27 protein-coding genes are annotated in these 26,270 nt (G+C 60.6%); 23 read left to right on the top strand and 4 right to left on the bottom strand.

Annotated features, from left to right (window positions below; translation table 11 throughout):
• The first annotated feature begins 10 nt into the window (after nt 1–10).
• On the top strand, nt 11–1,183 hold the full coding sequence (gene pobA, locus QRN60_RS14315; RefSeq protein ID WP_284765667.1) for a 4-hydroxybenzoate 3-monooxygenase: 1,173 nt from the start codon (nt 11–13) through the stop codon (nt 1,181–1,183).
• Between the two features lie 128 nt (nt 1,184–1,311).
• Here pobA and pcaQ read toward each other — a convergent pair whose 3' ends face one another.
• Nucleotides 1,312–2,253 (bottom strand): pca operon transcription factor PcaQ, encoded by a 942-nt coding sequence (gene pcaQ / locus QRN60_RS14310; protein WP_080864504.1) that lies wholly within the window; start codon nt 2,251–2,253, stop codon nt 1,312–1,314.
• Between the two features lie 94 nt (nt 2,254–2,347).
• Between pcaQ and pcaD the strand changes: the two genes are divergently transcribed.
• From pcaD to aroQ, 12 genes are all read left to right on the top strand, one after another.
• Complete coding sequence (gene pcaD, locus QRN60_RS14305) at nt 2,348–3,145, top strand: 3-oxoadipate enol-lactonase (RefSeq protein ID WP_111791404.1); 798 nt, start codon at nt 2,348–2,350, stop codon at nt 3,143–3,145.
• A 3-nt stretch (nt 3,146–3,148) separates the two neighbouring features.
• Nucleotides 3,149–3,568 carry a 4-carboxymuconolactone decarboxylase gene (pcaC, locus tag QRN60_RS14300; RefSeq protein WP_060724453.1) on the top strand — a complete coding sequence of 140 codons (420 nt, stop codon included), beginning with the start codon at nt 3,149–3,151 and terminating at the stop codon, nt 3,566–3,568.
• Nucleotides 3,565–4,305, top strand: a complete 741-nt coding sequence (gene pcaH, locus QRN60_RS14295; protein WP_003505508.1) for a protocatechuate 3,4-dioxygenase subunit beta — start codon at nt 3,565–3,567, stop codon at nt 4,303–4,305. Before pcaC ends, pcaH begins: the two co-directional genes overlap by 4 nt.
• A 2-nt stretch (nt 4,306–4,307) precedes the next feature.
• Nucleotides 4,308–4,928 (top strand): protocatechuate 3,4-dioxygenase subunit alpha, encoded by a 621-nt coding sequence (gene pcaG, locus QRN60_RS14290; protein ID WP_080864506.1) that lies wholly within the window; start codon nt 4,308–4,310, stop codon nt 4,926–4,928.
• A gap of 12 nt (nt 4,929–4,940) precedes the next feature.
• Nucleotides 4,941–6,002 carry a 3-carboxy-cis,cis-muconate cycloisomerase gene (locus tag QRN60_RS14285; protein ID WP_111791403.1) on the top strand — a complete coding sequence of 354 codons (1,062 nt, stop codon included), beginning with the start codon at nt 4,941–4,943 and terminating at the stop codon, nt 6,000–6,002.
• Between the two features lie 365 nt (nt 6,003–6,367).
• Nucleotides 6,368–7,036 carry an amino acid ABC transporter permease gene (locus QRN60_RS14280; protein ID WP_003505505.1) on the top strand — a complete coding sequence of 223 codons (669 nt, stop codon included), beginning with the start codon at nt 6,368–6,370 and terminating at the stop codon, nt 7,034–7,036.
• Nucleotides 7,037–7,046: 10 nt separating this feature from the next.
• Nucleotides 7,047–7,697: an amino acid ABC transporter permease gene (locus QRN60_RS14275; protein ID WP_111791402.1), complete on the top strand. Its 651-nt coding sequence runs from the start codon at nt 7,047–7,049 to the stop codon at nt 7,695–7,697.
• Between the two features lie 40 nt (nt 7,698–7,737).
• Complete coding sequence (locus tag QRN60_RS14270) at nt 7,738–8,577, top strand: transporter substrate-binding domain-containing protein (RefSeq protein WP_003505503.1); 840 nt, start codon at nt 7,738–7,740, stop codon at nt 8,575–8,577.
• Between the two features lie 30 nt (nt 8,578–8,607).
• Nucleotides 8,608–9,447 (top strand): transporter substrate-binding domain-containing protein, encoded by an 840-nt coding sequence (locus QRN60_RS14265; RefSeq protein WP_111791401.1) that lies wholly within the window; start codon nt 8,608–8,610, stop codon nt 9,445–9,447.
• Between the two features lie 29 nt (nt 9,448–9,476).
• On the top strand, nt 9,477–10,235 hold the full coding sequence (locus tag QRN60_RS14260) for an amino acid ABC transporter ATP-binding protein (RefSeq protein ID WP_026363367.1): 759 nt from the start codon (nt 9,477–9,479) through the stop codon (nt 10,233–10,235).
• A gap of 72 nt (nt 10,236–10,307) precedes the next feature.
• On the top strand, nt 10,308–11,177 hold the full coding sequence (locus QRN60_RS14255) for a shikimate dehydrogenase (protein WP_111791411.1): 870 nt from the start codon (nt 10,308–10,310) through the stop codon (nt 11,175–11,177).
• The gene (gene aroQ / locus QRN60_RS14250; protein ID WP_111791400.1) at nt 11,174–11,617 is read left to right on the top strand and encodes a type II 3-dehydroquinate dehydratase; all 444 of its coding nucleotides are present in this window, start codon (nt 11,174–11,176) and stop codon (nt 11,615–11,617) included. The genes QRN60_RS14255 and aroQ overlap by 4 nt, the downstream gene beginning before the upstream one ends.
• Here the strand turns inward: aroQ and QRN60_RS14245 are convergent.
• The gene (locus QRN60_RS14245) at nt 11,592–12,284 is read right to left on the bottom strand and encodes a TetR/AcrR family transcriptional regulator (protein ID WP_111791399.1); all 693 of its coding nucleotides are present in this window, start codon (nt 12,282–12,284) and stop codon (nt 11,592–11,594) included. The two genes, aroQ and QRN60_RS14245, sit on opposite strands and share 26 nt — an antisense overlap.
• A 119-nt stretch (nt 12,285–12,403) precedes the next feature.
• Between QRN60_RS14245 and QRN60_RS14240 the strand changes: the two genes are divergently transcribed.
• Nucleotides 12,404–14,305: a bifunctional sugar phosphate isomerase/epimerase/4-hydroxyphenylpyruvate dioxygenase family protein gene (locus QRN60_RS14240; protein ID WP_284765674.1), complete on the top strand. Its 1,902-nt coding sequence runs from the start codon at nt 12,404–12,406 to the stop codon at nt 14,303–14,305.
• A gap of 62 nt (nt 14,306–14,367) precedes the next feature.
• Here the strand turns inward: QRN60_RS14240 and QRN60_RS14235 are convergent, their stop codons facing one another.
• Complete coding sequence (locus QRN60_RS14235; protein ID WP_111791398.1) at nt 14,368–14,670, bottom strand: putative quinol monooxygenase; 303 nt, start codon at nt 14,668–14,670, stop codon at nt 14,368–14,370.
• Between the two features lie 327 nt (nt 14,671–14,997).
• On the opposite strand from QRN60_RS14235, the gene QRN60_RS14230 reads away from it, so the two are divergent.
• The 7 genes from QRN60_RS14230 to QRN60_RS14200 all read left to right on the top strand — a co-directional run bounded on the left by QRN60_RS14230 (nt 14,998) and on the right by QRN60_RS14200 (nt 23,297).
• Entirely contained in the window at nt 14,998–15,135 is a 138-nt protein-coding gene (locus QRN60_RS14230; RefSeq protein ID WP_162993086.1) for a hypothetical protein, read from the top strand.
• 138 nt (nt 15,136–15,273) lie between these two features.
• Nucleotides 15,274–17,094, top strand: coding sequence for an ABC transporter ATP-binding protein (locus QRN60_RS14225; protein WP_129565217.1), 1,821 nt, complete (start codon nt 15,274–15,276; stop codon nt 17,092–17,094).
• 44 nt (nt 17,095–17,138) lie between these two features.
• A complete protein-coding gene (locus tag QRN60_RS14220; RefSeq protein ID WP_026363370.1) occupies nt 17,139–18,674 on the top strand; it encodes an ABC transporter substrate-binding protein in 1,536 nt (511 codons plus the stop codon).
• Nucleotides 18,675–18,763: 89 nt separating this feature from the next.
• Nucleotides 18,764–19,687, top strand: coding sequence for an ABC transporter permease (locus tag QRN60_RS14215; protein ID WP_003505487.1), 924 nt, complete (start codon nt 18,764–18,766; stop codon nt 19,685–19,687).
• A gap of 6 nt (nt 19,688–19,693) precedes the next feature.
• The gene (locus QRN60_RS14210) at nt 19,694–20,542 is read left to right on the top strand and encodes an ABC transporter permease (RefSeq protein ID WP_111782092.1); all 849 of its coding nucleotides are present in this window, start codon (nt 19,694–19,696) and stop codon (nt 20,540–20,542) included.
• Between the two features lie 5 nt (nt 20,543–20,547).
• Entirely contained in the window at nt 20,548–22,281 is a 1,734-nt protein-coding gene (locus tag QRN60_RS14205) for a M14 family metallopeptidase (RefSeq protein WP_080867290.1), read from the top strand.
• A 191-nt stretch (nt 22,282–22,472) separates the two neighbouring features.
• Nucleotides 22,473–23,297, top strand: coding sequence for an AraC family transcriptional regulator (locus QRN60_RS14200; protein ID WP_080867289.1), 825 nt, complete (start codon nt 22,473–22,475; stop codon nt 23,295–23,297).
• A 76-nt stretch (nt 23,298–23,373) separates the two neighbouring features.
• Here QRN60_RS14200 and QRN60_RS14195 read toward each other — a convergent pair whose 3' ends face one another.
• Nucleotides 23,374–23,748 carry a hypothetical protein gene (locus QRN60_RS14195; RefSeq protein WP_080867288.1) on the bottom strand — a complete coding sequence of 125 codons (375 nt, stop codon included), beginning with the start codon at nt 23,746–23,748 and terminating at the stop codon, nt 23,374–23,376.
• 396 nt (nt 23,749–24,144) lie between these two features.
• Between QRN60_RS14195 and QRN60_RS14190 the strand changes: the two genes are divergently transcribed.
• Together QRN60_RS14190 and QRN60_RS14185 are read left to right on the top strand one after the other, a co-directional pair.
• On the top strand, nt 24,145–25,317 hold the full coding sequence (locus tag QRN60_RS14190; protein ID WP_060727298.1) for an ABC transporter substrate-binding protein: 1,173 nt from the start codon (nt 24,145–24,147) through the stop codon (nt 25,315–25,317).
• Nucleotides 25,318–25,406: 89 nt separating this feature from the next.
• Nucleotides 25,407–26,270, top strand: coding sequence for a branched-chain amino acid ABC transporter permease (locus QRN60_RS14185; RefSeq protein ID WP_060727299.1), 864 nt, complete (start codon nt 25,407–25,409; stop codon nt 26,268–26,270).

The raw sequence follows: 26,270 nt of genomic DNA, 5'->3' as shown, positions 1-26,270 counted from the left end.
GGAGGAAACAATGCGCACTCAGGTCGTCATCATCGGCTCCGGCCCGTCAGGGCTTCTGCTTGGCCAGCTTCTGGCCAGAGAAGGCGTCGAGACCGTCATTCTCGACCGGGTCAGCAAGGATTACATCCTCGGCCGTGTCCGCGCCGGCGTGCTGGAAGAAGGCACGGTGCAGCTCATGGAAAAGGTCGGCGCGGATAAGCGCCTGCGCCGCGAAGGCCTGCCGCATGACGGTTTTTCGCTGACCTTCGACGGCCGCGATCACCGTATCGATCTCTTCGACCTGACCGGCGGCAAGCGTGTAATGGTCTATGGCCAGACCGAGGTGACCCATGACGTGATGGATGTGCGCGAAGCGGCCGCCCTAGTCACCATTTACGATGCATCTGATGTCGAGCCGCATGATTTCGACGGAGAAAGCCCCTATGTCACCTATCAGAAAGATGGCGTAAGCCACCGGATCGATTGCGATTTCATCGCCGGCTGCGACGGTTTTCACGGGGTCAGCCGCAAATCGGTGCCTCAGGGTGCCATCAAGGAATTCGAGAAGGTCTACCCTTTCGGCTGGCTCGGCATTCTCGCTGACGTGCCCCCCGTCAACCACGAACTCATCTATGCCAACCACCCGCGTGGTTTTGCGCTCTGTTCCATGCGTTCGCACACGCGCAGCCGCTATTACATCCAATGTTCGCTGGATGACCGGCCGGAGGACTGGAGCGACGAGCGCTTCTGGGACGAAATCCGCCGCCGCCTGCCGGAAAATCATGCGGATGCCATGGTGACGGGCCCGTCCTTTGAAAAGTCCATCGCGCCGCTCCGCTCCTTCGTCTGCGAACCGATGCGGTTCGGCCGACTGTTCCTTGCCGGAGACGCCGCCCACATCGTGCCGCCCACCGGCGCCAAGGGCCTCAACCTCGCCGCCAGCGACGTGCATTATCTGAGCGAGGCGCTGATCGAATTTTACCGCGACCGGTCAGAGGCCGGCATCGACGGCTATTCGCAGAAGGCGCTGTCCCGCGTCTGGAAGGCCGTGCGTTTCTCGTGGTGGATGACGACGATGATGCATCGTTTCCCCGATACCGGAGATTTCGGCCAGCGCATACAGGAGGCGGAGCTGGATTACCTCGTGCAATCGCGCGCGGCGTCGACCGCGCTTGCGGAGAATTATGTCGGGCTTCCCTATTAGGAGGTCCACCAGACACGCGGCTTTTTATCTGCACCGTTTCCACACCTGTCACGCCGGGGCTGGATGCCGGATCAAGTCCGGCATGACGGAGGAAAGCTTCTCAGACTTTTCCACCCCCGCCCCTCGTATCAGGAACCAGCCTCCGGCCTCCCATCCAGCAACTCGCCCGCCGCCTCGCGGATGGCCTGCATCAGCAGCGAAAGCGGCAGCGTGGGCTGCGTATCGGCCCTCACCGTCAGCCCCACCGGGCCGCTGGTATCGCCGGTCTCAACAGGCAGGATTGCGAGAATACCATCCGCCACATCCGCCGCCACCACACCCTCCGAGATGATCCAGATCGCATCGCTGGTGCGCAGGAAGGCGCGGCCGAAGGCGTCCGATACGGTTTCGATGCGGATCGGCAGGGCCGGAACGCCGTTGGCGATCAGGAACTGCTCGACGACGGGGCCGATGACCGATTGCCGTGTCGGCATCAGCACCGGATATTCATGCAGGTGATCGAACACCGAAAGGCCGGGCGATAACAGCGGGTGGCCGGTGCGCACCACGAAGCGGACCTTTTCCGAATAGAGATGCTCAAAGGAAAAGCCCGCCATTTTCTGCGGCGCGGCCAGACGGCCGACAACAAGATCGAGATCGCCGACCCGCAACTGTTCCAGCAGCACGGCGTTTTCACCCGTGACGATCTTCACCGGGCTGCCGGTTTTCTCCGCCAGAAACCCGGCCATCGCCTTCGGCATGATTCGCACCGAAACCGTAGGCAGAGCGCCGACCCGCACCGGCGGACCGGCGCGCGCCGCCTCCTGCGAAACGGAATCAACCGCCTGCCGCAGCGCCGTCATTGTCGCACCGGCATGGCGCAGGAAGACCTCGCCATAACGGCTGATGCGGATGCCGCGCCCCTCCCGGTCGAACAGCGAGACACCGAGAATATCTTCCAGCTCACGGATCGTCTTCGTCACCGCCGGCTGGCTGACATGCAGGATTTCCGCAGCGCGGATGACGCTTTTCTGCCGCGCCACCTCAACGAAAGTCTGCAGGTGGCGGAACTTGATACGCTGATCGACCATCGCTCATATAATCCACAGGTTATGATTTTCATCGATAATGTCATTTTACTTAACCGGAACACGCTTGCAATATCCTTGGCAGGAGGAGCACATCATGCATTTTCTGCGCTGCGGCGAGACCGTGATCCATTATCGCGCCAAGGGATTGGACACAGGCAAGCCGGTCATCGCCTTCATCAATTCGCTCGGCACCGATTTCCGCATCTGGGATGCGGTAATCGAAGCGCTTGGCGATGATTATGCCTATCTGCTGCATGACAAGCGCGGCCACGGGCTCTCGGATGTCGGGCATGCCCCCTATTCCATCGACGATCACGCCGGTGACCTGATCGCGCTGCTCGATCATCTCGGCGTGAAAGGCGCAATCATCTGGGGTCTGTCCGTCGGCGGCCTGATCGCGCAGGGGCTTTATGCCCGCCGTCCCGATCTGGTGCGCGCGCTCATACTCAGCAACACCGCCCACAAGATCGGCACAGCCGAGATGTGGAATGCCCGCATCGACAAGATCGCCGCCGATGGCCTCGCCTCGCTGGTCGATCCCGTCATGGAGCGCTGGTTCACGCCCGCCTTCCGCCAGCCTGACAATGCCGCCTATGCCGGCGCGCGCAACATGCTCTCGCAGCAGCCGGAAGCCGGTTATAGCGGCACCTGCGCCGCCATCCGCGATGCGGATTTTACCGAAGAGGCCGGGCGTATCGCCGTGCCGGCGCTTTGTATCGCGGGCGATCAGGACGGCTCGACACAGCCGGAACTGGTGCAATCGCTGGCGGGTCTCATTCCCGCAAGCCGCTTCGTCACCATCGCCGGCTGCGGCCACATTCCCTGCCTTGAGCAGCCGCTCGCTTACGCGCAGGCAGCCACCATTTTTATCAAGACATTGCCGGAGCATTGACCGATGGCGGACCATATCGACAAGAACGCAAGATTCGAACAGGGCATGAAAACCCGCCGCTCCGTGCTCGGCGACGCCCATGTGGACCGGGCGCAGACCATGACGTCCGGTTTCGACCAGCCTTTCCAGCAGCTCATCACCGAAGCCGCCTGGGGAACTGTGTGGTCCGGCAACCACTGGACGAAGCGGGAGCGCTCGATGGTTACCATCGCCCTGCTCGCCGCGCTCGGTCAGGATGAGGAACTGGCCATGCATGTTCGCGCCACCGCCAATACCGGCGCCACCGAAGCGGATATTCGCGAGGCGCTGCTGCATGTGGCGATCTATGCCGGCGTGCCCGCCGCCAACCACGCTTTCAAGATCGCCAAGCTTGCCCTGGCAGGTATGAAAGCCGATAGTTCCAGCGAGGAGGAGACAAAATGAGCAACCAACCGCCCGAAACCGGGCCGTTCTTCGCGCGCAACCGCGATATTCACCCGCTGGCCTATGCACCCGGATACAAGACCTCGATCCTGCGCTCGCCGCAGCGCGCTCTGATTTCGCTTGAGGGCACCAAGAGCGAGATCACCGGGCCGGTCTTCGGCCATGGCATGCTGAACCCGCTGGATAACGATCTCATCCTCAACTATGCCCGCCCCGGCGAGATGCCTGTTGGCCCCCGCATTCTGGTGCACGGCCGGGTGCTGGACGAACGCGGCCGCGGCGTGGATGGCGCACTGGTGGAATTCTGGCAGGCCAATGCCGGCGGCCGCTACCGCCACAAGAAGGAAAGCTACCTCGCCGCCATCGATCCGAATTTCGGCGGCGTCGGCCGCACGATCACCGATGAAAACGGCTATTACTGGTTCAAGACCATCCAGCCGGGCGCTTATCCCTGGCCGAACGGCGTCAATGACTGGCGGCCGGCCCACATCCATTTCTCGGTCTTCGGCCACGGTTTCGCCCAGCGTCTGATTACCCAGATGTATTTCGAAGGCGATCCGCTGATCTGGAAATGTCCGATCGTCAAGACCATTCCGGATGAGGACGCGATCAGAAGACTGATCGCGCCGCTGGACATGAATGCGACGCTGCCGATGGATATGCTCGCCTACAAGTTCGATATCGTCCTGCGCGGCCGCCGCTCGACCCTTTTCGAAAACCGCATGGAGGGCAACTGACCATGGTTCAGCCGCTCAACTATTTCAAGGAAACCGCCTCGCAGACGGCCGGCCCCTATGTGCATATCGGCTGCACGCCCAACTTCGTCGGCATCGAAGGCGTGTTCGAAAAAGATCTCGGTTCCGGCCCGCTTTATAACGACAAGGCGCGCGGCGAACGCATCAGCGTGCGCGGCACGGTCTATGACGGCGCGGGAATGCCGCTCAAAGACGCGCTGATCGAAATCTGGCAGGCCGATACCGATGGGTATTACAACAGCCCCAGCGAAACGCGCGGCAAGGCCGACCCGAATTTCATCGGCTGGGGCCGCTCGCCCGGCGACATGGATACCGGCGAATTCGTTTTCGAGACGATCAAGCCTGGTGCGGTGCCGTTCCGCGACGGCCGGCCGATGGCGCCGCACATCACCTTCTGGATCGTCGCACGCGGCATCAATATCGGCCTTCAGACCCGCATGTATTTCCCGGAAGAACAGGAGGCCAACGCCGCCGATCCGGTTCTTGCCCGTGTTGAGCAGAAGAGCCGCATCGCCACGCTTGTCGCCCAGAAGGAGCAAGGTAACGTCTATCGTTTCGATATCCGCCTTCAGGGCGAAGGCGAAACCGTGTTCTTCGATATTTGAGCGAGACGGAAGATGAGCCTTTCCCCCTTCGAGCATCCGTTTCTGTCCGGCCTTTTCGGCGACAGTGAAATCGTCGAACTGTTTTCGGCAAGAGCGGATATCGACGCCATGGTCCGTTTCGAGACGGGGCTGGCGCAGGCGGAAGCGGAGGCCGGCATCATCTCCGGGGATGTGGCGGAAGCGATCGTCTCGGGGCTTTCGGACTTTGCCGCCGATATGACCGGGCTTCGCAACGGCGTCGCAAAGGACGGGGTTGTGGTTCCCGAACTCATCCGGCAGATGCGGGCCGCGGTCGCCGGTCAGGCGGCGGACAAGGTGCATTTCGGCGCGACCAGCCAGGATGTCATCGATACCAGCCTGATGCTGCGGTTGAAAATGGCGGCGGAAATCATCGCTGCCCGGCTCGGTCACCTCATCGACACGCTGGGAGACATTGCGGCCCGCGACGGCCATAACCCGTTGACGGGCTATACCCGCATGCAGGCCGCCATCGGCATCACCGTGGCCGACCGGGCGGCAAGCTGGATCGCGCCGCTGGAACGTCACCTGCTGCGTCTGGAAACCTTCACGCAGGGCGGTTTTTCCCTGCAGTTCGGCGGGGCTGCCGGCACGCTGGAAAAGCTCGGCGACAATGCCGAAGCGGTGCGCGCCGATCTTGCAAAACGGCTCGGCCTTGCAGACAGACAGCAATGGCAGAGCCAGCGCGACGGCATCGCCGAATTTGGCAATATTCTCTCGCTTATCACCGGTACGCTCGGCAAGTTCGGGCAGGATATCGCGCTGATGGCCGAACTCGGTGGCGAAATCCTTCTCTCCGGCGGCGGCGGCTCCTCTGCCATGCCGCACAAACAGAACCCGGTCAATGCCGAAACGCTGGTGACGCTCGCACGCTTTAATGCCGTGCAGATATCGGCGCTGCACCAGTCGCTGGTGCACGAACAGGAAAGGTCGGGCGCAGGCTGGATGCTGGAATGGCTGTCGCTTCCGCAAATGGTGACGGCAACGGGCGCCTCGCTGCTGATCGCCGAGCGATTGGCGGGGCAGATAGACAGGCTGGGCGCAGGCGAAAACTAGCCGCAAGGCGGTCGATTTGGTGTGCAGACAGGGCTTCCGGGCGCTGCCGAACGGCAGGCCGGAGGCGGCGCGACGACGTGTGGAAAGCGCTTGCGCCACTTCACGTTAGTCATTGATAAAAAAGACTTTATTCAGAAATAAAGAGAATGAAAAAACAGCGCGGAAGCTGCTTTTTTAACCGGACATATCGCTTGACACAAAAATGAACTAACTGGTACAAACATTAAGATTAACAGGACGCCGCCGACAAGGGTTTGAAGCCTGCAGCGGCACCGACAAATGGAGGGCTTTGGCGCCGCAAGGTTTCCAAGGCGATGCGGGCAAGGCGAAACGCCTGTCCGGACCCGAACGGGTTGGGAGGAAGAATGTCTTACAGTCTCGATTTTTCGGCGGTCATAGACCGCCTGCCCGAGCTGCTTTTGGCGTGTCTGGCGACGATCGGCCTTGCGATTGCGGGCATGTCACTCGCCACCGTCATCGGCGTTCTGGGCGTCGTTGCCCGCCGTTCGCGGTTCAAGCTGCTGCGCGGGCTCGTCATCGGCTTTGTGGAAGCCATCCGCAACACGCCGTTTCTGGTGCAGATATTCTTCATCTTCTTCGCCCTGCCGCAGATCGGTATCAAGCTCAACCCGACGGTGACGGCCATCATCGCGCTGGCTCTGAACGGCGGCGCCTATGCGATTGAAATCATTCGCGGCGGTGTCGATTCCATTCCCAAGGGTCAGGTTGAAGCGGGACTGGCGCTCGGTCTTCACCGCACGCAGATCTTCCGCCATATCATCCTGAAGCCGGCGCTGCGGGCAGTCTACCCGTCGCTCACCAGCCAGTTCATCATGCTGACGCTGACCACCTCGGTCTGCACCTCGATCGCGGCTTACGAACTGACCTCGGTGGCGCAGAAGATCGAGGCGGATACGTTCCGGTCCTTTGAGGTCTATTTCTCGATCACGCTGCTTTATCTGGTCATTTCCTCGCTGATGATGGGCATTTTCTCGCTCATCTCCCGTGCATCCTTCAGCTATCCGGTCAAGTGAGGAAAAGACAATGGCATCCATCGGCCCCAACGAACTCTTCTTCCTGCTGCAAGGCCTGAAATGGACGCTTGCGCTGACCATCATCGGCTTTATCGGCGGCGGCGTTTTTGGCCTTTGCGTGGCGCTTGCCCGCGTCGCGGACAGCCCGGCAATCCAGCGCGCCAGCACCGGTTACATCGCCGTTTTCCAGGGCACGCCGCTCCTGATGCAGCTTTTCGTGGTTTATTACGGCGTGGCGCTTGCGGGCTTTAATGTCGATGCGTGGATCGCGGTTGCCATCGCCTTCACGCTGCATGCCAGCGCCTTTCTCGGCGAAATCTGGCGCGGCAGCATCCAGGCGGTGCCGAAGGGCCAGACGGAAGCCGCCAATGCGCTTGGCCTGCATTATATATCGCGCATGAAGGACGTGGTCCTGCCGCAGGCATTCAAGATTTCGCTGCCGGCCACCATCGGTTTCCTCGTGCAGCTCATCAAGGGCACCTCGCTTGCGGCCATTGTCGGCTTCGTCGAGCTGTCGCGTGCCGGCCAGATCGTCTCCAACCAGACGTTCCGCCCGCTCACCGTCTTCGCCCTCGTCGGCATCATCTATTTCCTGATCTGCTGGCCGCTTTCCCTGTGGGGCGCCAGCGTTGAAAAGCGGCTGCAGACCGCAACCCGCTAAGTCGTGAAGAACTCATCAGCTTTGTAAGGAGGAGCCAAAGATGAAAACCACCAGCATGAAACTCTCTCGTCGCGCCCTGCTCGCGCTCGCCGCGGCAACGGTTGCCCTGCCCTTCGTCGTACCGGTCGATGCTTTCGCCGGCACGGTGGAAGAGGCCAAGGCCAAGGGCAAGGTCGTCATCGGCATTCAGGGCGACAACTCGCCGTGGGGCTTCGTCAATTCCAGCGGCGTGCAGGACGGCCTCGATGCCGATATCGGCAAGGCCTTTGCCGACTATCTCGGCGTCAAGGTGGAATTCGTGCCGCTCGCCGTGGCCAACCGCATTCCCGCACTTCTGACCGGCAAGGTCGACCTCCTGTTTGCGACCATGGGCATGACGGCAGAACGCGCCAAGACCATTCAATATTCCAAGCCCTATGCCGGCAACGTGCTCTCCGTCTACGGCCCCAAGGACAAGAAAATCGGCGGCTATGACGATCTGACCGGTATTGACGTCGGCGTGCCGAAATCCAGCGCCATGGATACGGCGATTACCGCCGGCGCCGGCTCCAAGGCCAATATCCTGCGCTTCGATGATGACGCCGCCAATATTCAGGCGCTGATTTCAGGCCAGGTCGAGGTCGTCGGCGGCAACCAGTTCTACGGCGACCGCCTGAACAAGGCTGCCGAAGGCAAATACGAACCGAAGTTCGACCTGACGACGCTTTACAACGGCGCCGGCACCCGCCCGGGTGAAAAGGACTGGAACGAAACCGTCAACGCCTTCCTCGACAAGATCAAGTCCGACGGCCAGCTCGCCAAGATCTACGACAAGTGGATGAAGCGCGAAGTTCCGGCCTTCCCGGACAGCCTGCCCGATATCCCATTCACCGTGAAGTAACGGCTGTCTGGATTTGGGAGGAGAAAAGCAATGAGGATCTTGAAAGCCCTCACGGGTTGGCGAGCAACCGTTGCGGCGGGACTGGCGGCAGCTTTGCTGCCGGTTCTGACGCCCGCAGCGGCGGATGCCAGAACCCTTGACGAGGCAAAAGCCAGCGGCAAGGTCGTAATCGGTATCCAGGGCGATAATTCGCCCTGGGGTTTCATCAATTCCACCGGCGTTCAGGAAGGCTATGATGCCGATCTGGCGAGGGGGTTTGCAGATTATCTGGGGCTGAAGGTGGAATTCGTGCCGCTCGCAGTCGCCAACCGCATTCCTTCGCTGCGCACCGGCAAGGTCGACGCCCTGTTCGCATCGATGGGGATGACGCCGGAGCGCGCGAAGAACGTGCAATATGCGCAGCCTTACGCGCATAATGTCATGTCGGTCTATGCCACCAAGGACAAGAAGATCGCCAGTTTCGACGACCTGACGGGCATGACCGTCGGTGCGCCGAAATCCAGCCCGATGGACACGGCCTTGACCGCCGGCGCGGGTTCGAAAGCGAATATCCTTCGTTTCGATGACGACGCCGCCACCATTCAGGCGATCCTGTCGGGCCAGATCGAGGCGATCGGCGGCAACCAGTTCTATGGCGACCGGCTTTCGGCCGCCGGCGGGAAGGATTACGAGGTGAAGTTCGACCTCGTGACCCTCTATAACAGCGCCGCCACGCGCCCCGGCGAAAAGGACTGGAACGAAGCGCTGAACGCCTATCTGGACAAGATCAAGGCCAATGGCGACCTCGCGAAAGTCTACGCCAAATGGATGAAGCGCCCGGTGCCGCAGTTTCCGGCCTCGCTTCCCGACATTCCCTACACCGTCAACTAAAACTGATGCCAAGCATGAAGGAAAGTTCCATGCCGCAATCCGCCGCTCAGGCTCCGCTGATCGCCCTTGAAGGGGTAGGAAAGTGGTATGGAGCCTTCCACGCGCTTAAAAGCGTCAATATGACGGTGCGCAAAGGCGAAAAAATCGTCCTTTGCGGCCCGTCCGGTTCGGGTAAATCCACGCTCATCCGCTGTATCAACCATCTGGAGGAGATCCAGGAGGGCAAGATCACGGTCGAGGGAACGACGCTGTCGGATTCCAGCCGCGCCATCGATGCGGTTCGCCGCGAAGTGGGCATGGTGTTCCAGAGCTTCAATCTCTTTCCGCACAAGACCATCATGGAAAACTGCACGCTGGCACCCATGCGGGTGAAGGGTCTTTCCAAGGCCGATGCGGAGGCGACGGCGCGCAAATATCTGGAACGCGTTCGCATTCTCAACCAGGCCGACAAGTACCCGGCCCAGCTTTCCGGCGGCCAGCAGCAGCGCGCGGCAATCGCCCGGGCGCTGTGCATGGAACCGAAGGCCATGCTGTTCGATGAGCCGACCTCGGCGCTCGACCCGGAAATGGTGAAAGAAGTGCTCGACACCATGATCGGCCTTGCCCGCGACGGCATGACGATGATCTGCGTGACCCATGAAATGGGCTTCGCACGGCAGGTGGCCGATCGGGTGATCTTCATGTCGGAAGGAGAGATCATCGAGGAAGGCCCGCCGGAGGAATTCTTCCGCGATCCCAAGCACCAGCGCACGCGCACGTTCCTCGGCGAAATTCTCGCCCACCACTGAGGTTCGCGCGCTCTTAAGGCGGGCGGGAATAATCCCGCCTCTCCCACACCGTCCGATGAGCGACACGTGATCATGACAGAGAAAACATCCTTCAAGGTCGGCCTGATAGGCGCCGATATACAACTTTCCAAATCGCCCGCGCTGCACATGCGCGAAGGGGCGGCCCATGGTCTCGACTATTCCTACGAGCTTGTCGATGTCACCGCCCGCAAACTGCCGGCCAGCGCCCTTCCCGACCTGCTGGACGAGCTGGAGGCGCGCGGTTTTGCCGGCACCAACATCACCCATCCCTTCAAGCAGGCCGTCATACCGCATCTGCACGAACTGTCGGACGATGCCCGCATGCTGGGCGCGGTCAACACCGTCGTCTTTAAGGATGGACGCCGCATCGGCCACAATACCGACTGGTACGGCTTTTACGAAAGCTTCGTTCGCGGCCTGCCGGATGCCAAGCGTGACCGGGCGCTTCTGGTCGGCGCCGGTGGCGCGGGTGTGGCGGTCGCCCATGCCGCGTTGAAGCTCGATATTATCAGTCTCGACATTTTCGACCGGGATTTCCCGCGGGCGCAACAACTGGCCCGGGAGCTCAATGCCCGTTTCGGCGAGGGCCGCGCGCATGCCGTGAACGATCCCGCCGCCTCGCTGCCCTTTGCCGATGGCCTGATTCACGCCACGCCTATGGGCATGCCCGCCCATCCCGGCATGCCGGTCGCGGCCGATCTCATCGAACAGCGGCACTGGGTGGCCGATATAGTCTATATGCCGCTCGTCACCGAGCTGCTGGCGACGGCGGCGAAAAAGGGCTGTCGCACCCTGCCCGGCGGCGGCATGACGGTGTTTCAGGCCGTCGGTGCATTCCGCCTCTTCTGCGGCCGCGAACCGGATGCCGGGCGCATGACCGCGCATTTCACCGAGCTTTGCATGGCGGAGGGCGTAGCATGAGCCTTTTTACGATCCTGAATGGTCCCAACCTCAACCTGCTTGGCCAGCGCCAGCCGGAAATCTACGGCTACGAAACTCTTGCCGATATCGAGGCCAATTGCCGCGCTATCACTGATGCCGCTGGCCACAAGCTGTTTTTTGCCCAGAGCAACCGGGAATATGAGCTGATTGACTGGATCCATGAAGCTCGTGGCAAATCGGCCGGCATCGTCATCAATCCCGGCGCCTTTACCCATACCTCGGTGGCAATCCTCGACGCGTTGAATACCTTTGAGGCGCCCGTGATCGAGGTGCATATCTCAAACATTCACAAGCGCGAGGCCTTCCGGCACCATTCCTATATTTCGCCCCGAGCGGAAGGAGTGATTGCCGGCCTTGGCATCGAAGGTTACGAAGTGGCGCTCAGCCATCTCATCAAGCGCCTTTCACGATCGTCGTGATATGGGCGGGCGTCAGCACATAACGCAGCACCATGTCGCTGGCATGCCGCGACAAGGTCTCCTGGCCGTCACTGGTGAAGAGGCTGTCGCCAAAGATAAACGAGAAGGTCGCAGCGTTCGAAACGTTAAAAAAGGACAGCGCGCTGATCTGCCAGTGCAGTTCCAGTGCATCGATGCCCTCGCGAAAGACGCCGCGCTTCTGGCCGCGCAACAGCACACTTTCCAGCGCATCGATGGCCGGGCGGTTCAACTGGCGGATCGTTTCGGAAGACTGCATGTGCCGGCCATGATGGATGTTCTCGATCATCACCATGCGGATGAAGGCCGGATTACGCCTGTGGTGATCGAAGGTGAACCGACAGAGCTTGTCGAGCGCCGCCGCCGGCTCCAGATCGTCCAGCTCCAGATCGCTTTCGCCGCCGCGCACCTTGGCATAAGCCTCTTCCAGCACACGCTGGTAAAGGCTCTCCTTGTCGCTGAAATAATAATAGATCATGCGCTTGGAGGTTCGCGTGCGGGCCGCGATCTCGTCTATGCGCGCGCCCGACAGGCCGTTTTGCGAAAACTCTTCCATCGCGACCGAAAGAATGTCCCGGCGCACCCCTTCCGGGTCGCGTTTCGCCTGCCGCGTATCGCGGGCGCCGCTCAAGGTCGTGCTTTTGCTCATGCTTCATTCCCTGGACGGGGCTGCCATCCGGCGGCGTCCCCTTTATTAACCAATTAGTACATAAGGCTGAAAAGGAAGGCAATATGGCGAGCTATGACACAACAAGACACGGCATGCCAATGCGCACATCCATCGCAACCGTGTCGATCAGCGGCGAGTTCCCGGAAAAACTGGCGGCCATCGCCAAGGCGGGCTTTTCCGGCGTGGAAATTTTCGAGAATGATTTCCTGGCCTATGACGCTTCCCCGCGCGAGGTGAAGGAGCTGGCCGCCGATCACGGGCTGGATATCACGCTCTTCCAGCCATTCCGCGATTTCGAGGGCATGCCGGAACCACACCGCGCCCGCGCCTTCGAACGCGCCCAGCGCAAGTTCGATATCATGGGCGAACTCGGCACCGATCTGATGCTGATCTGCTCGAATGTCTCGCCGGTCTCGCTCGGCGGCATCGACCGCGCCGCCGCCGATTTCCATAAGCTTGGTGAACTGGCCGCAAAACACGGTGTGCGCGTCGGTTACGAGGCGCTGGCCTGGGGCCGCCATATCAGCGATCACCGCGATGCCTGGGAAGTGGTGCGCCGCGCCGACCACGCCAATGTCGGCATCATCCTCGACAGTTTCCATACGCTGTCGCGCAAGATCGACCCCAATTCGATCCGCTCCATTCCCGGCGACAAGATATTCATCGTGCAACTGGCCGATGCGCCGCTGATCGACATGGACCTGCTCTATTGGAGCCGCCATTTCCGCAACATGCCGGGCGAAGGCGATCTGCCGGTCGTGGATTTCATGCGCGCCGTCGCCGCAACCGGTTATAGCGGCCCGCTGTCGCTCGAAATCTTCAACGACCAGTTCCGCGGCGGCTCGGCCCGCCTGCTTGCCGAAGACGGTCACCGCTCGCTCATCAACCTCATGGATCAGGTGCGGCGTCTCGAACCGGATATCCGCATCGATGTGCCCGCCATGCCGGAACGGGTTGAGACGCAGGGCGTGGAGTTCGTGGAATTCACCACCGCGCCGGAGGAAAAGGCCAATCTGGAGGCCCTGCTTGCCACGCTTGGTTTTGAGAAAACCGCAAGGCACCGCAATCGCAATGTCGATCTTTATACGCAGGGTGACATCCGCATCGTCATCAATACCAGCGATGACGGCGACAGTTTCGCCGGTGCGTCCTATTCTATCCACGGCACCAATGCCTATGCCTTCGGACTGAAGGTGGATGATGCCGGGGCAGCGCTTGCCCGGGCCGAAGCGCTCGGCGCGCCCACCTTCGCCGAGCCGCGCAAATCAGGCGAAGTCGCCGTTCCCGCCATTCAGGGTGTGGGCAACGGCGTCATCTATTTCCTTGATGCTTCGCCGGCGCTCGCCTCCATCTGGGACAAGGAATTCGTCTCCACGGGCGCCCCGGAAACCGAGGGCGATGCCGGGTTAAAGCGCATCGATCATCTCGCGCAAACAACGCATTATGATGAAATGCTGACCTGGCTTCTGTTTTACACCTCGCTGTTTTCCACCCGCCGCACGCCGATGGTCGATGTGGTCGATCCGGGCGGGCTGGTACGCAGCCAGGCCATCGAAAGCGTTCCCTCGCCGCATTTCCGCCTGACCATGAACGGTGCGGACAATCGCAAGACCTTCGCCGGCAAATTTCTGGCCGAAGGTTTCGGCACCAGCATCCAGCACATCGCCTTCGCCACCGACGATATTTTCGCGACGGCCAAAGCGATGCAGGCGCGCTGTTTCCACGCCCTGCCGATCTCACGCAATTATTACGACGATCTGGAAGCCCGTTTCGGGCTGGAGCCGGAATTTTCCGACGCGCTGCGTGCCGCGAGCATTCTCTATGACCGCGACGACAATGGCGAATATTTCCAGATCTACAGCCGCACCTTCGGCGAGGGTTTCTTCTTCGAAATCATCGAAAGGCGCGGGGCCTATGGCGGTTATGGCGCAATGAACGCGCCCTTCCGTATTGCCGCACAACGACGGCTTGCCCCGCCGGTCGGCATGCCGAAGGAATAAGTCCCGGCGCAGAATCGGAACAAGCCGCAGCCGGCAGGAACGCCGCTGCGGCCTGTTTTCATTCACGCCAATGTCGTTATCTCGTAGTCGCGTGGAATGGCGGAAGTCATTGTGAACCACTCCGACGCCCGCGTCCGCTGCTGATGAAAATCGAAGGCGGCACGATCGGCAAAAAGCTCCTCCACCTCCCAGATCAAGGGATCGTCCGTCTCGGACACGTCGAAGGAGATACAGCCGGGTTCCGCTCTGGTCAGGCGAAGATGTTCGGGAAGATGGCGCCGGACAAGTTCGACATCATCCGTGGACAAACACCGTAGAAAACCCCTCAGCCTGACTGCGCCTGCCTTGTTGTTCACGCCCGGCATTTCATTCTCCGTTGCTCTTCATCCATTTTGTCAGCGGCGGCCGGCTCGTCACGATCGGCCGGGACGGCGCGCGAATACCGCCACACTCCCCAGCTTTGCAAGCTCACTATAGGTTTATCCGCCTGACTGCGCCTGGCCACACGGTTTTTAACGACAATTATCCTGGAATACACGCATCATTGCGAAGCATTCTTCAGGAACCCGCGCTCAAAATCGATGCAGCTGCGCATTTGTAGAGCAGTACACAAAAATTGTTCAACACTCTGGACATGATTGTTCGGTTTTGTTAGCTTTTTCGGCAAAACAAGGGTGGGGAATTTAAGTTTCATGCGCATCGTCGAATCTGCGGCCGACGCCAATCATCCGGCCGGTACTGATGAGGTTGCCTTCGGCGCTTCGGTGACATCGAATGTGCCGCGTCTGCGGGCGACGGCCTATGTGCATTCCGCCGACAAAACGGCCTGAAGACATGCAGCTCCTCGCGACATCCCCGTCCTTGCCCATGGCGTCGTCCAGCACCCGCCTGCCCGAGACATTTTACCCTTCCCCATTTTCAGATGGCCGCGCCAGCTTTGCCGCGTGCGCCACGCCGGAGACGCTGACATGACTGCCGCACACGCAAACGCCCTCCTCTCGGTCGAAGGCCTGAGCGTCGAGTTCGGCAATAGCCGCGTCGTGGACGATATCTCCTTCAGCGTGAAGCCCGGCCGCACGGTCGCGGTCGTCGGCGAATCCGGATCGGGAAAATCGGTCACATCGCTGTCCACCATGCGCCTTGCGGACATGATGGGCGCGACCTACCCCACCGGCAAAATCCTGTTTGAAGGCAAGGACTTGCTGAAGGCTTCGCAGAAAGAGATGCGCTCGATCCGCGGCAAGGAGATCGCCATGATCTTCCAGGAGCCGATGACCTCGCTCAACCCCGTCTTCACCATCGGCGACCAGATCTGCGAAGTGCTTGTCCTGCACGAAAAGATGGGTAAACAGGCGGCGCTGGCTGAAGCACAGAAGCTGCTCGAAATGGTGCGCCTGCCCGATGCGGCCGAGCTTCTGAAACGTTATCCGCACCAGCTTTCCGGCGGCATGCGCCAGCGCGTGATGATCGCCATGGCGCTCGCCTGCCGGCCGAAGCTTCTGATCGCCGACGAGCCGACCACGGCGCTTGACGTCACCATTCAGGCGCAGATCCTCAACATCATGCGCGACCTGCAGAAGAAGCTCGGCATGGGCATGGTCTTCATCACCCATGATATGGGCGTGGTGGCGGAAATGGCCGATGACGTCGTCGTCATGTGGAAAGGCAAGAAGGTCGAGGAAGGCCCGGTCAAGGATATCTTCGCCAATCCGCAGCATCCCTATACGCGCGCCCTGCTTTCCGCCGTTCCGCGCCTCGGCAGCATGGAAGGCGAAGAGTTTCCGAAGCGCCTGCCGCTTACCGTGCTGCAGGATGGCCAGCCGGTCGTGATCGGCGAGGAACGCGTGCAAAACACCGCGAAATATGACGCCAAGCCGCTGCTGTCGGTGAAGGACCTGTTCGTGCGTTTCGATATCCGCAAGAACCTGTTCGGCAAGGCGACCCACCGTTGCAGCGCCGTGCAGAAGGTCAGCTTTGATATTCATGCCGGCGAAACACTGGCGCTGGTGGGCGAATCCGGTTCCGGCAAATCCACCATCGGCCGCACCATCCAGCAGCTGCAGACGGCCATATCAGGCGAAATTGCCTTCAATGGCCGCAGCTATTCGCAGATGTCAGCGGCAGAGCGCTTCCGCATGCGCCAGGAAGTGCAATATATCTTCCAGGATCCCTTCGCCTCGCTCGATCCGCGCAAGACGGTCGGTTTTTCGATTGCCGAGCCGATCAACACCCACGGTTTGATCAACGATCAGAAGGCTGTACGGCGGCGGGTGGATGAGTTGCTGGAACGCGTGGGGCTCAGCTCCGAACATGCCGCGCGGTATCCGCACGAGTTTTCCGGCGGTCAGCGCCAGCGCGTCTGCATTGCCCGTGCGCTGGCTTCCGATCCGAAGCTCATCATCGCCGACGAGGCGCTGTCGGCGCTCGACGTCTCCATCCAGGCGCAGATCATCAATCTGTTCATGGACCTGCAGGCCGAACGCGGGCTCGCCTATCTCTTCATCAGCCACGACATGGCTGTCGTGGAAAAGATGAGCCACCGCGTCGCCGTGCTTTATCTCGGCCAGATCATGGAAATGGGCAGCCGTCGGCAGGTGTTCGAAACGCCGACGCATGATTATACCCGCCGCCTGCTTTCGGCCGTGCCGGTCGCCGATCCGACCATCGAGCGTCGCATCGCCATGATCGAGGGCGAAATACCCAATCCCGTGCGCCGTGTCGGCGACGAGCCGGCCATTCTCGCCCATGAGGAAATCAATCCGGGCCACTTCATCGCGAAGAGCGCCTGAATAACAACCAGAACCGCAACAACCATCTGAAGAGGAACAGGTAGATGACAATAATCAAGAAGGGGATGACGACAACGTTCGTCGCACTTGCCATGGCCGCCACGGCCTTTACCGCCGCACCGGCTCTTGCCGCCGGCAAGATGACCATTTCCAGCCCGCAGGATCCGGGCAGCTGGGATCCAATCGACACCTTCCTCGTGCAATGGGCGGCTGTCGCCACCAACATCTTCGACGGCCTGACCTATCGCGGCCCGGATCTGAAGGTTGTGCCCGGCCTTGCCGAATCCTGGGAAGAGCTGGATGAAGGCAAGCGCATCCGCTTCAAGCTGCGCCAGAACGTCAAGTTCCACAATGGCGAGCCCTTCAACGCCGCCGCCGTCAAGTTCACCTTCGAGCGCCTTCTCGGCGAACAGGGTGCCAAGGGCCCGCAGCGCTCCAACTATGTCGCTATCGAAAGTGTCGATGTCATCGACGACTACACCGTCGACATGAAGCTGAAGGCGCCCGATCCGGTGCTGCTGACCAAGCTTGCCGGTTATGGCGGCATGATCGTTCCGCCTGCCTATATCAAGGAAAAGGGTGAGGACAATTTCAACCTCAACCCAGTCGGCACCGGCGCATTCAAATTCGTTTCCTACGCACCGAAGACCAATATCAAGCTGGAAGCCAACCCGGATTACTGGGGCGGTGCGCCAAAGCTTTCCGAACTGGAGTACCGCTTCATCGCCGAGCCGGCGACCGCCGTTGCCGAGTTGCAGGCCGGCCGCGTCGATCTCGTCATTCCGCCCACCATCCCGATCGGCATGATCCCGGTTATCGAGGGCGATTCCAAGCTTGAAATCGTCAGCGTGCCCGGCCCGACGGTCGATGCGCTGCGTTTCAACACCCGTGACGGCATCACCGCCGATCCGAAGGTGCGCAAGGCCATCATCATGGCCGTCGACCGCGGCACCATCGTCAAGTCGATCCTTGCCGGCCAGGCATCGGAGATCGCGAGCTTCCAGAGCGCGCTGTCCTTCGGTTACGATCCGGAACTGAAGCCGCTGCCTTACGATCCCGAAGGTGCGAAAAAGCTGCTCGCGGAAGCCGGCGTCAAGCCGGGTGCGGCGCTGCAGATCGACATCCGCGGCAATGACGCGACGATGAACGAGGTGGCGCAGGTCATTTCCAGCTACCTCTCCATGGTCGGCATCACCGCCACCATCAAGCCCTATGAAACCAACGTGCTGCTGAACGACATCATCCCGCAGGGCAAGACCGGCGCGATGTTCCAGCAGAAATGGGGCGGCTGGACCTTCGATTACGACAACACGGCCTATTCCATGTACCACTCGGGTGAAAAGTGGAACCCCTATGACAAGGACGAGAAGCTGGACAAGCTGCTGGAATCCCAGCGTCCGCTGACCGACCGTGCCGAGCGCGAAAAAATCCTCAAGGAAATCGGCAGCTATACCGCCGAACGCGCGCTGGAAATCCCGCTTTACAACACCAATGCCATTTACGGCATCAACAAGCGGGTCAAGGGTTTCGTCGCGCCGCCGGATAACCGCCTGAAGCTTACCGACGTGACCGTCGAATAAGCGGGTTGATCCTCTGACACGCCGCCTTGTCCGCCTCTCGCGGGCAAGGCGGGATTTCTCTTCCCCCGTTTCCTCGCAAGGTAAAAAACGTGGCCGGTTTCCTCATCAAGCGATTGCTGCAGGCGATTTTTGTCGTCATCGCCATCACCCTTCTCGTTTCTTTCGCCATTCGCCTTACCGGCGATCCGGCTGTCACCATGTTCCAGGGCGGCGGCAGCATGACGGAAGACGATCTGGCGCGCATTCGCGCAGCGCTGGGCACCGACCGGCCGTTCTTCGTGCAATATTTCAGCTTCCTGAAGGGTCTGGTGACGCTCGATTTCGGCCGCAGCTTCACCGGCAGCACACCGGTCTCGCGCCTCATCGCCGATGCCCTGCCCGCGACGCTGCTGCTCGCCTTCATCTCCATGGCGGTGTCGATTGCGCTTTCCATCCCGCTCGGCATCAAAGCAGCGACCTCGCGCGGCAAGACGGCCGATCAGGTGATCCGCATCTTCTCGCTCGTTGGCCTGTCCTTCCCGAATTTCTGGCTCGCCACCATGCTGGTGCTGCTGTTCTCCATCACGCTCGGCTGGCTGCCGCCAAGCGGCATGGGCGGCTTTGCAAGCTACATCATGCCATCAGTCACCATGGGCGTGATCCTGACAGCCACCAATGTGCGTCTGGTGCGCACGGCCATGCTCGATACGCTGCGCTCGCAATATGTCATGGTGGCGCGCGCCAAGGGCCTGAGCGAAAGCAAGGTTCTCTACAAACACGCGCTACGCAACTGCGCCATTCCGCTCATCACCTATTTCGGCCTGCAATTCGGCGGGCTTCTCGGCGGTATCGTCGTCATTGAGCGTGTCTTCAACTGGCCGGGCCTCGGCACGCTTGCCTTCGATGCGGTGGGCGCGCGCGACTATCCCGTGCTTCAGGCCGTCATCACCGTGCTGTCGCTGATGATCGTCGGCATCAACCTTCTGGTCGATATCGCCTATGGGCTTGTCGATCCGCGCATCCGCACGGAGTAAGTGACGATGGCTGCCAAAACCTCGCGCCTGTCGCGCTTCACCAATCTCGAATTCATCCTCGGTGCGTCGCTCACGACAGTCATCTGCCTTGCGGTGGTGTTTTCCGACGTGCTGTTTCCCGGAGGCGCGGACAAGATCGACCTGATGGCGCGCCTTGCGAAACCCTTTGCCAACGCCGCCCATCCGCTCGGCACCGATCCGCTCGGCCGTGATGTGCTTGCCCGTGTCGTCGCCGGCGGCAAGATCTCGCTGCTGGTCGGCTTCACCTCGGTCATCGGCGCGGTCATCTTCGGCGTCGCGGTCGGCCTGGTGGCTGGTTATTATCGCGGTTTCTGGGACATGCTGGTCATGCGCTTTGCCGATATCCAGCTCGCCATGCCCTTCATTCTGCTTGCCATCACCTTCATCGCCATTGTCGGCGGCAGCCTCACCAACACCATCATCCTCCTGATCGTCTCGCAATGGGTGCAATATGCCCGTCTCGTGCGCGGCTCGGTGCTGACGCTGCGGGAGCGGGAATTCATTCTCTCCGCCCGCGCCATCGGCGTGAAGGACTGGCGCATCATTCTCCAGCACCTGCTGCCGAACCTTATCGGCCCTGTCATCGTGCTGATGACGCTCAATGTCGCCAACAATATCCTGCTTGAAAGCAGCCTCACCTTCCTCGGCCTCGGCGTCGATCCGACAATTCCGAGCTGGGGCGGCATGCTGGCGGATGGCCGCACCTATCTGCAGACGGCATGGTGGGTCAGCGTTTTCCCCGGCCTCGCCATTCTGCTCACCGTGCTTGGCCTCAACCTTCTCGGCGACTGGCTGCGCGACAGCCTCGATCCCACCGGCAGAACCTCGAGGTAACAACGATGAGCCAGATTTTCGACCAGACCTTCGAGCGCACTCTGGATGCTCTCGTCGCCAATGCCGAGCCCGGCCAGTCCTTCGAAGCATGGACCTTCGATGACGCCAAAAACCGTCGCGATGCCGAAAACAGGCTGAAGAAAAAAGGCGTCAGCGCCCGCATCCGAAGCGGCTACAAGCCGCTCCTCTTCACCTTTCTGGAAGAGATCAATCTAGATGGCGTCGATACCATCGAGGTGCGTTACCCGGTGCATGCCAATGCACCGGCCAACCGCTTCCGGCTGGAAGCCTATCCGCTGGCGGCTCTGGTGGGCGATGCGAGAATCGATTTCATCGCCCGCGAAGACGACGCGTTCCATTATGATGTTACGCTGAGCCGCAACGGCAAGAAGGAAACCCTGAAGGTTCTGGCCCCAAACCGGGTTCACACCGATATCGTCGGCGAAACCAATGTCTCGCCAACCGGCTGGTTCCGGCTTGCGGGCGACGCGGCCGGCAAGCGGCTGGAAACGGATTACGAGCGGCTTTTCGAAGCGGCGATCAATGCCGTCGCCAACCACGGCTGGGGCGATGAAGAGCCCTATTTCGAAGAGCTGAACATCCGCGTCGCGCATCCGCCCGAAGATCTGGCGCTTTCCGTCGGCGATGAGGTCATCAGCCTGCGTGAAGCGCTGCATGAGGATTTCTATTTCTCGCTGCTGGAATTCTTCCAGAAAAAGTCCGGCCGGCCGCTGGGTGACCGGGGCCTGAAACCCGGCCAGATCGTACCGGAAATCGTGAAAAGCGAAGGCGAAGTCTCCCTCCGTATCGAGACCCGCGCGCTCACCACCGCCTTCTTCGACGGCGGCGAGCAGCGGATCGATGAGGCCCGCGAACCGGTCGCCGCAGGCCAGCTCGCGACGCTACTGACAGAGATCGGCGGCGAGGCCTTCGAGGCCCGCTCCCGCTCCGGTCGCATTCTTGCCGCCCGTTACGTGGCAGGCAGCGATGCCGCCGTCATGATCAGCGGCGGTCAGCACCCCAACGAGACGACAGGCATCGTTGGCGCCATCCGCGCGGCCCGCAAGCTTGCAGAGCGCAAGGGCGCGCATTTCACCATTTCGCCGCTGGAAAACCCCGACGGTTACGCCCTGCACCAGCGCCTGCGCGTCGACAATCCCCGCCATATGCACCATGCGGCGCGTTACACGGCGCTTGGCGATGATCTCGAATATCGCACGCCGGAAAATTCCGGCAGGCATATCAACGAGAAGGAAATCCGCTTCAAGGCGCAGGAGATGAGCGGCGCCAGCCTGCATGTGAACCTGCACGGTTATCCCTCGCATGAATGGACCCGGCCACTATCAGGTTATGTGCCGCGCAATTTCGCCATGTGGACGCTGCCGAAAGGCTTCTTCCTCATCATCCGCCACCATGCGGACTGGGAAAGCCAGGCGGAGGCCCTGCTCGACCGGGTGACCCGCCATCTTGGCGCCATTCCCGGCCTGCTCGATTACAACAACCGCCAGATCGCACTTTACGAGACCCATGCCGGCGAAACCGGTTTTCGCATCATCAACGGCTTTCCGTGCCTGTCCTCCATCGACGACCGCCACACCGTGCCGATGACGCTGATCACCGAATATCCCGATGAAACGATCTACGGCGACGATTTCATCACCGGCCACACGGCACAGATGGAAACGGTTCTCTCCGCCTATGAGGCGTGGCAGGAGATTCTGTCGCCGCAAGTCGCCTGACATCGCACCCAGAAACGACCAGGCTGGCACGCCCGCCTTTGGGCGCGCTGGCCGGCGAATCTGTGAAAAGACGCAACATTCGACAAACCGTCTCCTGTAAGGTCGGGCTCACACGCGACAACAAGTCAAACCCGATCAAGCGTTGAGCGGAGCGGTTTTGCATGATGCGGGCGTGAACCACAGGAGACCCCATGCCCGCTCTGGACAAGCTCATCTGGCAGATCGAAAGCGACCTGCATAAAAACCTGACATTGACGGTCCTGTCGGACCGCTGCGCGATCAGCACACATCACATGTGCCGGTTGTTCCAGCTTTCCACGGGCCTGTCGATCATGTCCTATGTCCGGGCGCGCCGGCTTTCCGAGGCGGCCAGAACCATCGCGCAGTGCGATGCTGACATCCTCACCGTCGCGCTTGGTGCGGGATACGGGTCCCATGAGGCGTTCACACGAGCCTTTGCGAATTATTTCAACACATTACCGAGCATTGTTCGCAAGGCCCGATCAACGTCATCCCTTGATCTCATGGAGCCAATCACAATGAAGAAAGACATGTTCGTCGATCTCCAGCCGCCGGAAATTCGCCGCGCCGACGCCTTTATGGTGGTCGGCCTCAGCACCGCCTGCTCACTGGAGAACAACGGCGCCATTCCAGCGCTGTGGCAGGCCTTCAACCTGCGCGAAAGCGAAGTCGAGGCAGCCGTGGCCGGAGCCGCTTACGGGGTCTGCAGCGTTGCCGACGACGCCGGCAACTGCAAATATCTTGCCGGCGTGAAGGCGCTCAGGAAAACACCGGGCATGGACCATATCGAGGTGCCCGCGCAATCCTATGCGGTTTTTGTCCATAACGGCCACGTCTCGGATCTTCCGAGAACAGCCTATACGATCTGGAACAAGGCGCTGCCCGATGCCGGGCTGAAGACCGCGCCCTCTCCCGATTTCGAGCTTTATGACCGGCGCTTCGATCCGCAGACCGGGCGGGGAATCGTCGAAATCTGGGTTCCAGTCATCGCCTGAAGCACGGACACATGAAAGCGTATGCTCCGGCCGGGCGCTGGGGCATACGTTCAACAAAAAACAGAATGAGGCTGCCCTATTTCGCCGTCATGGCGGCGGCAGGCTTCTGGTCCCGCTGCTTCTTCAGCAGCTTTTTGCCCCTGTCGAGAATATGCAGGTTCGCGGCATCCAGCTTGTTATAGGCGGCCTGAATAATATCGATATCGGCGACGTGCCCGATCGCAGCAAGCTTGTACATGACGTCTCCGACGGCGACGTCGATGGTCGGCGCGGATGTGGACGCGGCGCCCTTTACGGCGGCCTGCATGTCGTCCACGCTTCCGCCCATGGCCTGATAGAGCGTGAGCGCCTTGCGCAGGAACGCCTCACGACGCTCGATCCTGTTGTTGAGCATCTTATCTCCAGCGCGATTCCGCATCAGCTCAACAGCTTTATTTTGATATTCGCCCATCAAGACACCAAATAAAGATCCAAAATATGCTTCGCGAGACTACGAACAATCCCCTTAGAACTGGTTAAGGCATTGGTTTCGTCTTCACATTCTCACTATCCCGTGTTGAGTTTGCGCGAAACTGTTCTCACCCCAAAATACGGCCTTCGGGCTGTTGCAGTGCCTGCCGTCATTCAGGCCCCGAGCCAGCATGACGGCAGCAGTAGATGCGAAGGCAAGGAACCCTCAAATCGCGTTGCATGATGATGCATCCGCAGACGGAACGATAAACTGCGCCATTGATAACCGTCAGGTTATCTATTACCCCCCTTATTTCATTTTACTTTGGCCACCTCAGTCATCAATCTGACAGCTTGGATCGGTGGATGGGAGCCACGGATCAATTGGGAGGAAGTTATGAAACTACGGATCACCGCCGCCATCGCGGCCATTTGTTTTAGTTCCGTTGCCTATGCCGACACGATCAAGGTGGGCGTGGTCGGTCCGTTCTCCGGCCCCTTCGCGCTGCAGGGCAAGAACTTCAAGGCCGGCATAGACGCCTGGTTTGCGCTTCACGGCAACAAGATCGGCAACGACACGGTCGAAGTCGTTTATCGCGACGTGCCGCAGGCCGATCCGGCGCAGTCCAAGGCGCTGGCGCAGGAACTGGTGGTCAAGGAAGGCGTGCAATATCTCGCCGGCTTTTATTTCACCCCCGACGCCATGGCCGTTACGCCGCTTCTGAAGCAGGGTAATGTGCCGATGGTCATCATGAACGCCGCGACATCGGCCATCGTGACCAAGAGCCCCTATGTGGTGCGCACCTCGTTCACCACCTGGCAGACCTCCACCCCCATCGCCAAGGTGGCGTTTGACGGCGGCGTGAAGAAGGTCATTTCGCTGGTCAGCGATTACGGCCCGGGCGTCGATGCCGAAAATGCCTTCAAGGCAGCCTTTACGGCCGCCGGCGGCGAGGTGGTGGAAACCATCCGCATGCCGCTTTCCACCAATGATTTCAGCCCGATCATGCAGCGCGTGAAGGATTCCGGCGCTCAAGGCGTCTTCGCCTTCCTGCCGTCTGGCCCGACGACGCTCGGTTTCGTCAAGGCTTTCAACGATAACGGCCTGAAATCTTCAGGCGTCAAGCTCTTCGCACCGGGTGATCTGACGCAGGAATCCGACCTGCCGGCGCTTGGCGAAGCCGCACTCGGCATGCAGACGACCTTCCATTACGCCGTCTCGCATGATTCGCCTGAAAACAAGACCTTCGTGGAAGCCGCCACCAAGGCGATCGGCAATCCGAAGGAACTATCCTTCCCTTCCGTCGGCGCCTTTGACGGCATGTATGTCATCAGCAAGATGATTGAGGCCACCGGCGGCAAGCAGGATGCGGAAAAGGCTGTCGATGCGGTGAAGGGTCTTTCCTGGACAAGCCCGCGCGGCCCTGTCAGCATCGATCCGGAAAGCCGCCACATCACGCAGAACATCTATCTGCGCGAAGTGGCCAAGGCCGATGACGGCGCCTATTACAACAAGGAAGTCCAGACCTTCGAAAAACAGGGCGATCCGGGCCTCGCCGCTGCGAAGTAAAGGACAGCTTTGACGACGTTGTCGGGCCGCCAATAGCGGCCCGTCTCCGGCCCGGATGGGCATTGCAGCACCGGGAGGAGTTTTTCAGCATGCAGACGGTCTTCAGCATCCTTATCGATGCGCTTGCCTATGGCATGGTCCTGTTCATCATCTCCATCGGCCTTTCGGTCACGATGGGCTTGATGCGGGTGGTCAATCTGGCGCATGGCGCCTTCGCCATGATCGGCGGTTATCTCGCCTCTTATGCCGCCCACGGCCTTGGTCTCGGTTATGCGGTGGCGATCCTCGTCGCCATTGTCGGCACCATCGTCATCGCCATTCCGCTCGAACGTTTCCTCTATCGCCGCATCTATGGCGCGCCGGAGCTGACACAGGTGCTGATGACCATAGGCATCACCTTCTGCATCATCGGTATCGCCAATTTCGTTTTCGGCCCGACGCTGAAGACCATCCCGCTGCCGCAGCAGCTGGCCGGCCCCACCGATCTCGGTTTCCGCACCATCGCCACCCACCGCATCTTCGCCATTGCCTGTGGGCTGGCCGTGGCCGGCGCATTGTGGTTCACCTTCGAAAAGACGGCCTTCGGCATCAAGCTGCGCGCGGCCGTCGATAATGCCGCCATGGCGGCAGCACTCGGCGTGCGCACCGAAATCATCTATGCCGTCAGCTTCGCCATCGCCGTCGGCCTTGCCGCCATGGGCGGTGTCATCGGTGCAGAACTGCTGCCGGTCGAACCCTATTATGCGCTGCGCTACATGGTCACCTTCCTCGTGGTGGTCTCGGTGGGCGGTGCGGGCTCCATTCCCGGCGCACTGATCGCCTGCCTGCTGCTTGGCGCGATCGACACGACCGGACGGTATCTTGCCCCCGAATATGGCGAATTCTTCTTTTACCTGGCGGTCATCGTGATCATCACGCTGTTCCCGCGCGGCCTTCTCGGAAGGGCGAAATGA

Origin of the sequence: Agrobacterium sp. CFBP2214, from assembly GCF_030209895.1 — a bacterium.
Lineage (GTDB): Bacteria > Pseudomonadota > Alphaproteobacteria > Rhizobiales > Rhizobiaceae > Agrobacterium > Agrobacterium radiobacter.
The sequence above is the reverse complement of the archived record's forward strand: the minus strand, read 5'-3'. Positions and strand labels throughout refer to the sequence as shown.

Coding starts and splice junctions, on each gene's coding strand:
- QRN60_RS14285 (WP_111791403.1), top strand. CDS start 4,941: ATGAGCCTTTCCCCCTTCGAGCATCCGTTTCTGTCCGGCCTTTTCGGC.
- QRN60_RS14240 (WP_284765674.1), top strand. CDS start 12,404: ATGCGCACATCCATCGCAACCGTGTCGATCAGCGGCGAGTTCCCGGAA.
- QRN60_RS14200 (WP_080867289.1), top strand. CDS start 22,473: ATGCCCGCTCTGGACAAGCTCATCTGGCAGATCGAAAGCGACCTGCAT.
- aroQ (WP_111791400.1), top strand. CDS start 11,174: ATGAGCCTTTTTACGATCCTGAATGGTCCCAACCTCAACCTGCTTGGC.
- QRN60_RS14185 (WP_060727299.1), top strand. CDS start 25,407: ATGCAGACGGTCTTCAGCATCCTTATCGATGCGCTTGCCTATGGCATG.
- pobA (WP_284765667.1), top strand. CDS start 11: ATGCGCACTCAGGTCGTCATCATCGGCTCCGGCCCGTCAGGGCTTCTG.
- QRN60_RS14220 (WP_026363370.1), top strand. CDS start 17,139: ATGACAATAATCAAGAAGGGGATGACGACAACGTTCGTCGCACTTGCC.
- QRN60_RS14260 (WP_026363367.1), top strand. CDS start 9,477: ATGCCGCAATCCGCCGCTCAGGCTCCGCTGATCGCCCTTGAAGGGGTA.
- QRN60_RS14225 (WP_129565217.1), top strand. CDS start 15,274: ATGACTGCCGCACACGCAAACGCCCTCCTCTCGGTCGAAGGCCTGAGC.
- QRN60_RS14235 (WP_111791398.1), bottom strand. CDS start 14,670: ATGCCGGGCGTGAACAACAAGGCAGGCGCAGTCAGGCTGAGGGGTTTT.
- pcaH (WP_003505508.1), top strand. CDS start 3,565: ATGAGCAACCAACCGCCCGAAACCGGGCCGTTCTTCGCGCGCAACCGC.
- QRN60_RS14270 (WP_003505503.1), top strand. CDS start 7,738: ATGAAAACCACCAGCATGAAACTCTCTCGTCGCGCCCTGCTCGCGCTC.
- pcaQ (WP_080864504.1), bottom strand. CDS start 2,253: ATGGTCGATCAGCGTATCAAGTTCCGCCACCTGCAGACTTTCGTTGAG.
- QRN60_RS14195 (WP_080867288.1), bottom strand. CDS start 23,748: ATGGGCGAATATCAAAATAAAGCTGTTGAGCTGATGCGGAATCGCGCT.
- QRN60_RS14255 (WP_111791411.1), top strand. CDS start 10,308: ATGACAGAGAAAACATCCTTCAAGGTCGGCCTGATAGGCGCCGATATA.
- pcaD (WP_111791404.1), top strand. CDS start 2,348: ATGCATTTTCTGCGCTGCGGCGAGACCGTGATCCATTATCGCGCCAAG.
- pcaC (WP_060724453.1), top strand. CDS start 3,149: ATGGCGGACCATATCGACAAGAACGCAAGATTCGAACAGGGCATGAAA.
- pcaG (WP_080864506.1), top strand. CDS start 4,308: ATGGTTCAGCCGCTCAACTATTTCAAGGAAACCGCCTCGCAGACGGCC.
- QRN60_RS14210 (WP_111782092.1), top strand. CDS start 19,694: ATGGCTGCCAAAACCTCGCGCCTGTCGCGCTTCACCAATCTCGAATTC.
- QRN60_RS14190 (WP_060727298.1), top strand. CDS start 24,145: ATGAAACTACGGATCACCGCCGCCATCGCGGCCATTTGTTTTAGTTCC.
- QRN60_RS14230 (WP_162993086.1), top strand. CDS start 14,998: ATGCGCATCGTCGAATCTGCGGCCGACGCCAATCATCCGGCCGGTACT.
- QRN60_RS14245 (WP_111791399.1), bottom strand. CDS start 12,284: ATGAGCAAAAGCACGACCTTGAGCGGCGCCCGCGATACGCGGCAGGCG.
- QRN60_RS14280 (WP_003505505.1), top strand. CDS start 6,368: ATGTCTTACAGTCTCGATTTTTCGGCGGTCATAGACCGCCTGCCCGAG.
- QRN60_RS14205 (WP_080867290.1), top strand. CDS start 20,548: ATGAGCCAGATTTTCGACCAGACCTTCGAGCGCACTCTGGATGCTCTC.
- QRN60_RS14265 (WP_111791401.1), top strand. CDS start 8,608: ATGAGGATCTTGAAAGCCCTCACGGGTTGGCGAGCAACCGTTGCGGCG.
- QRN60_RS14275 (WP_111791402.1), top strand. CDS start 7,047: ATGGCATCCATCGGCCCCAACGAACTCTTCTTCCTGCTGCAAGGCCTG.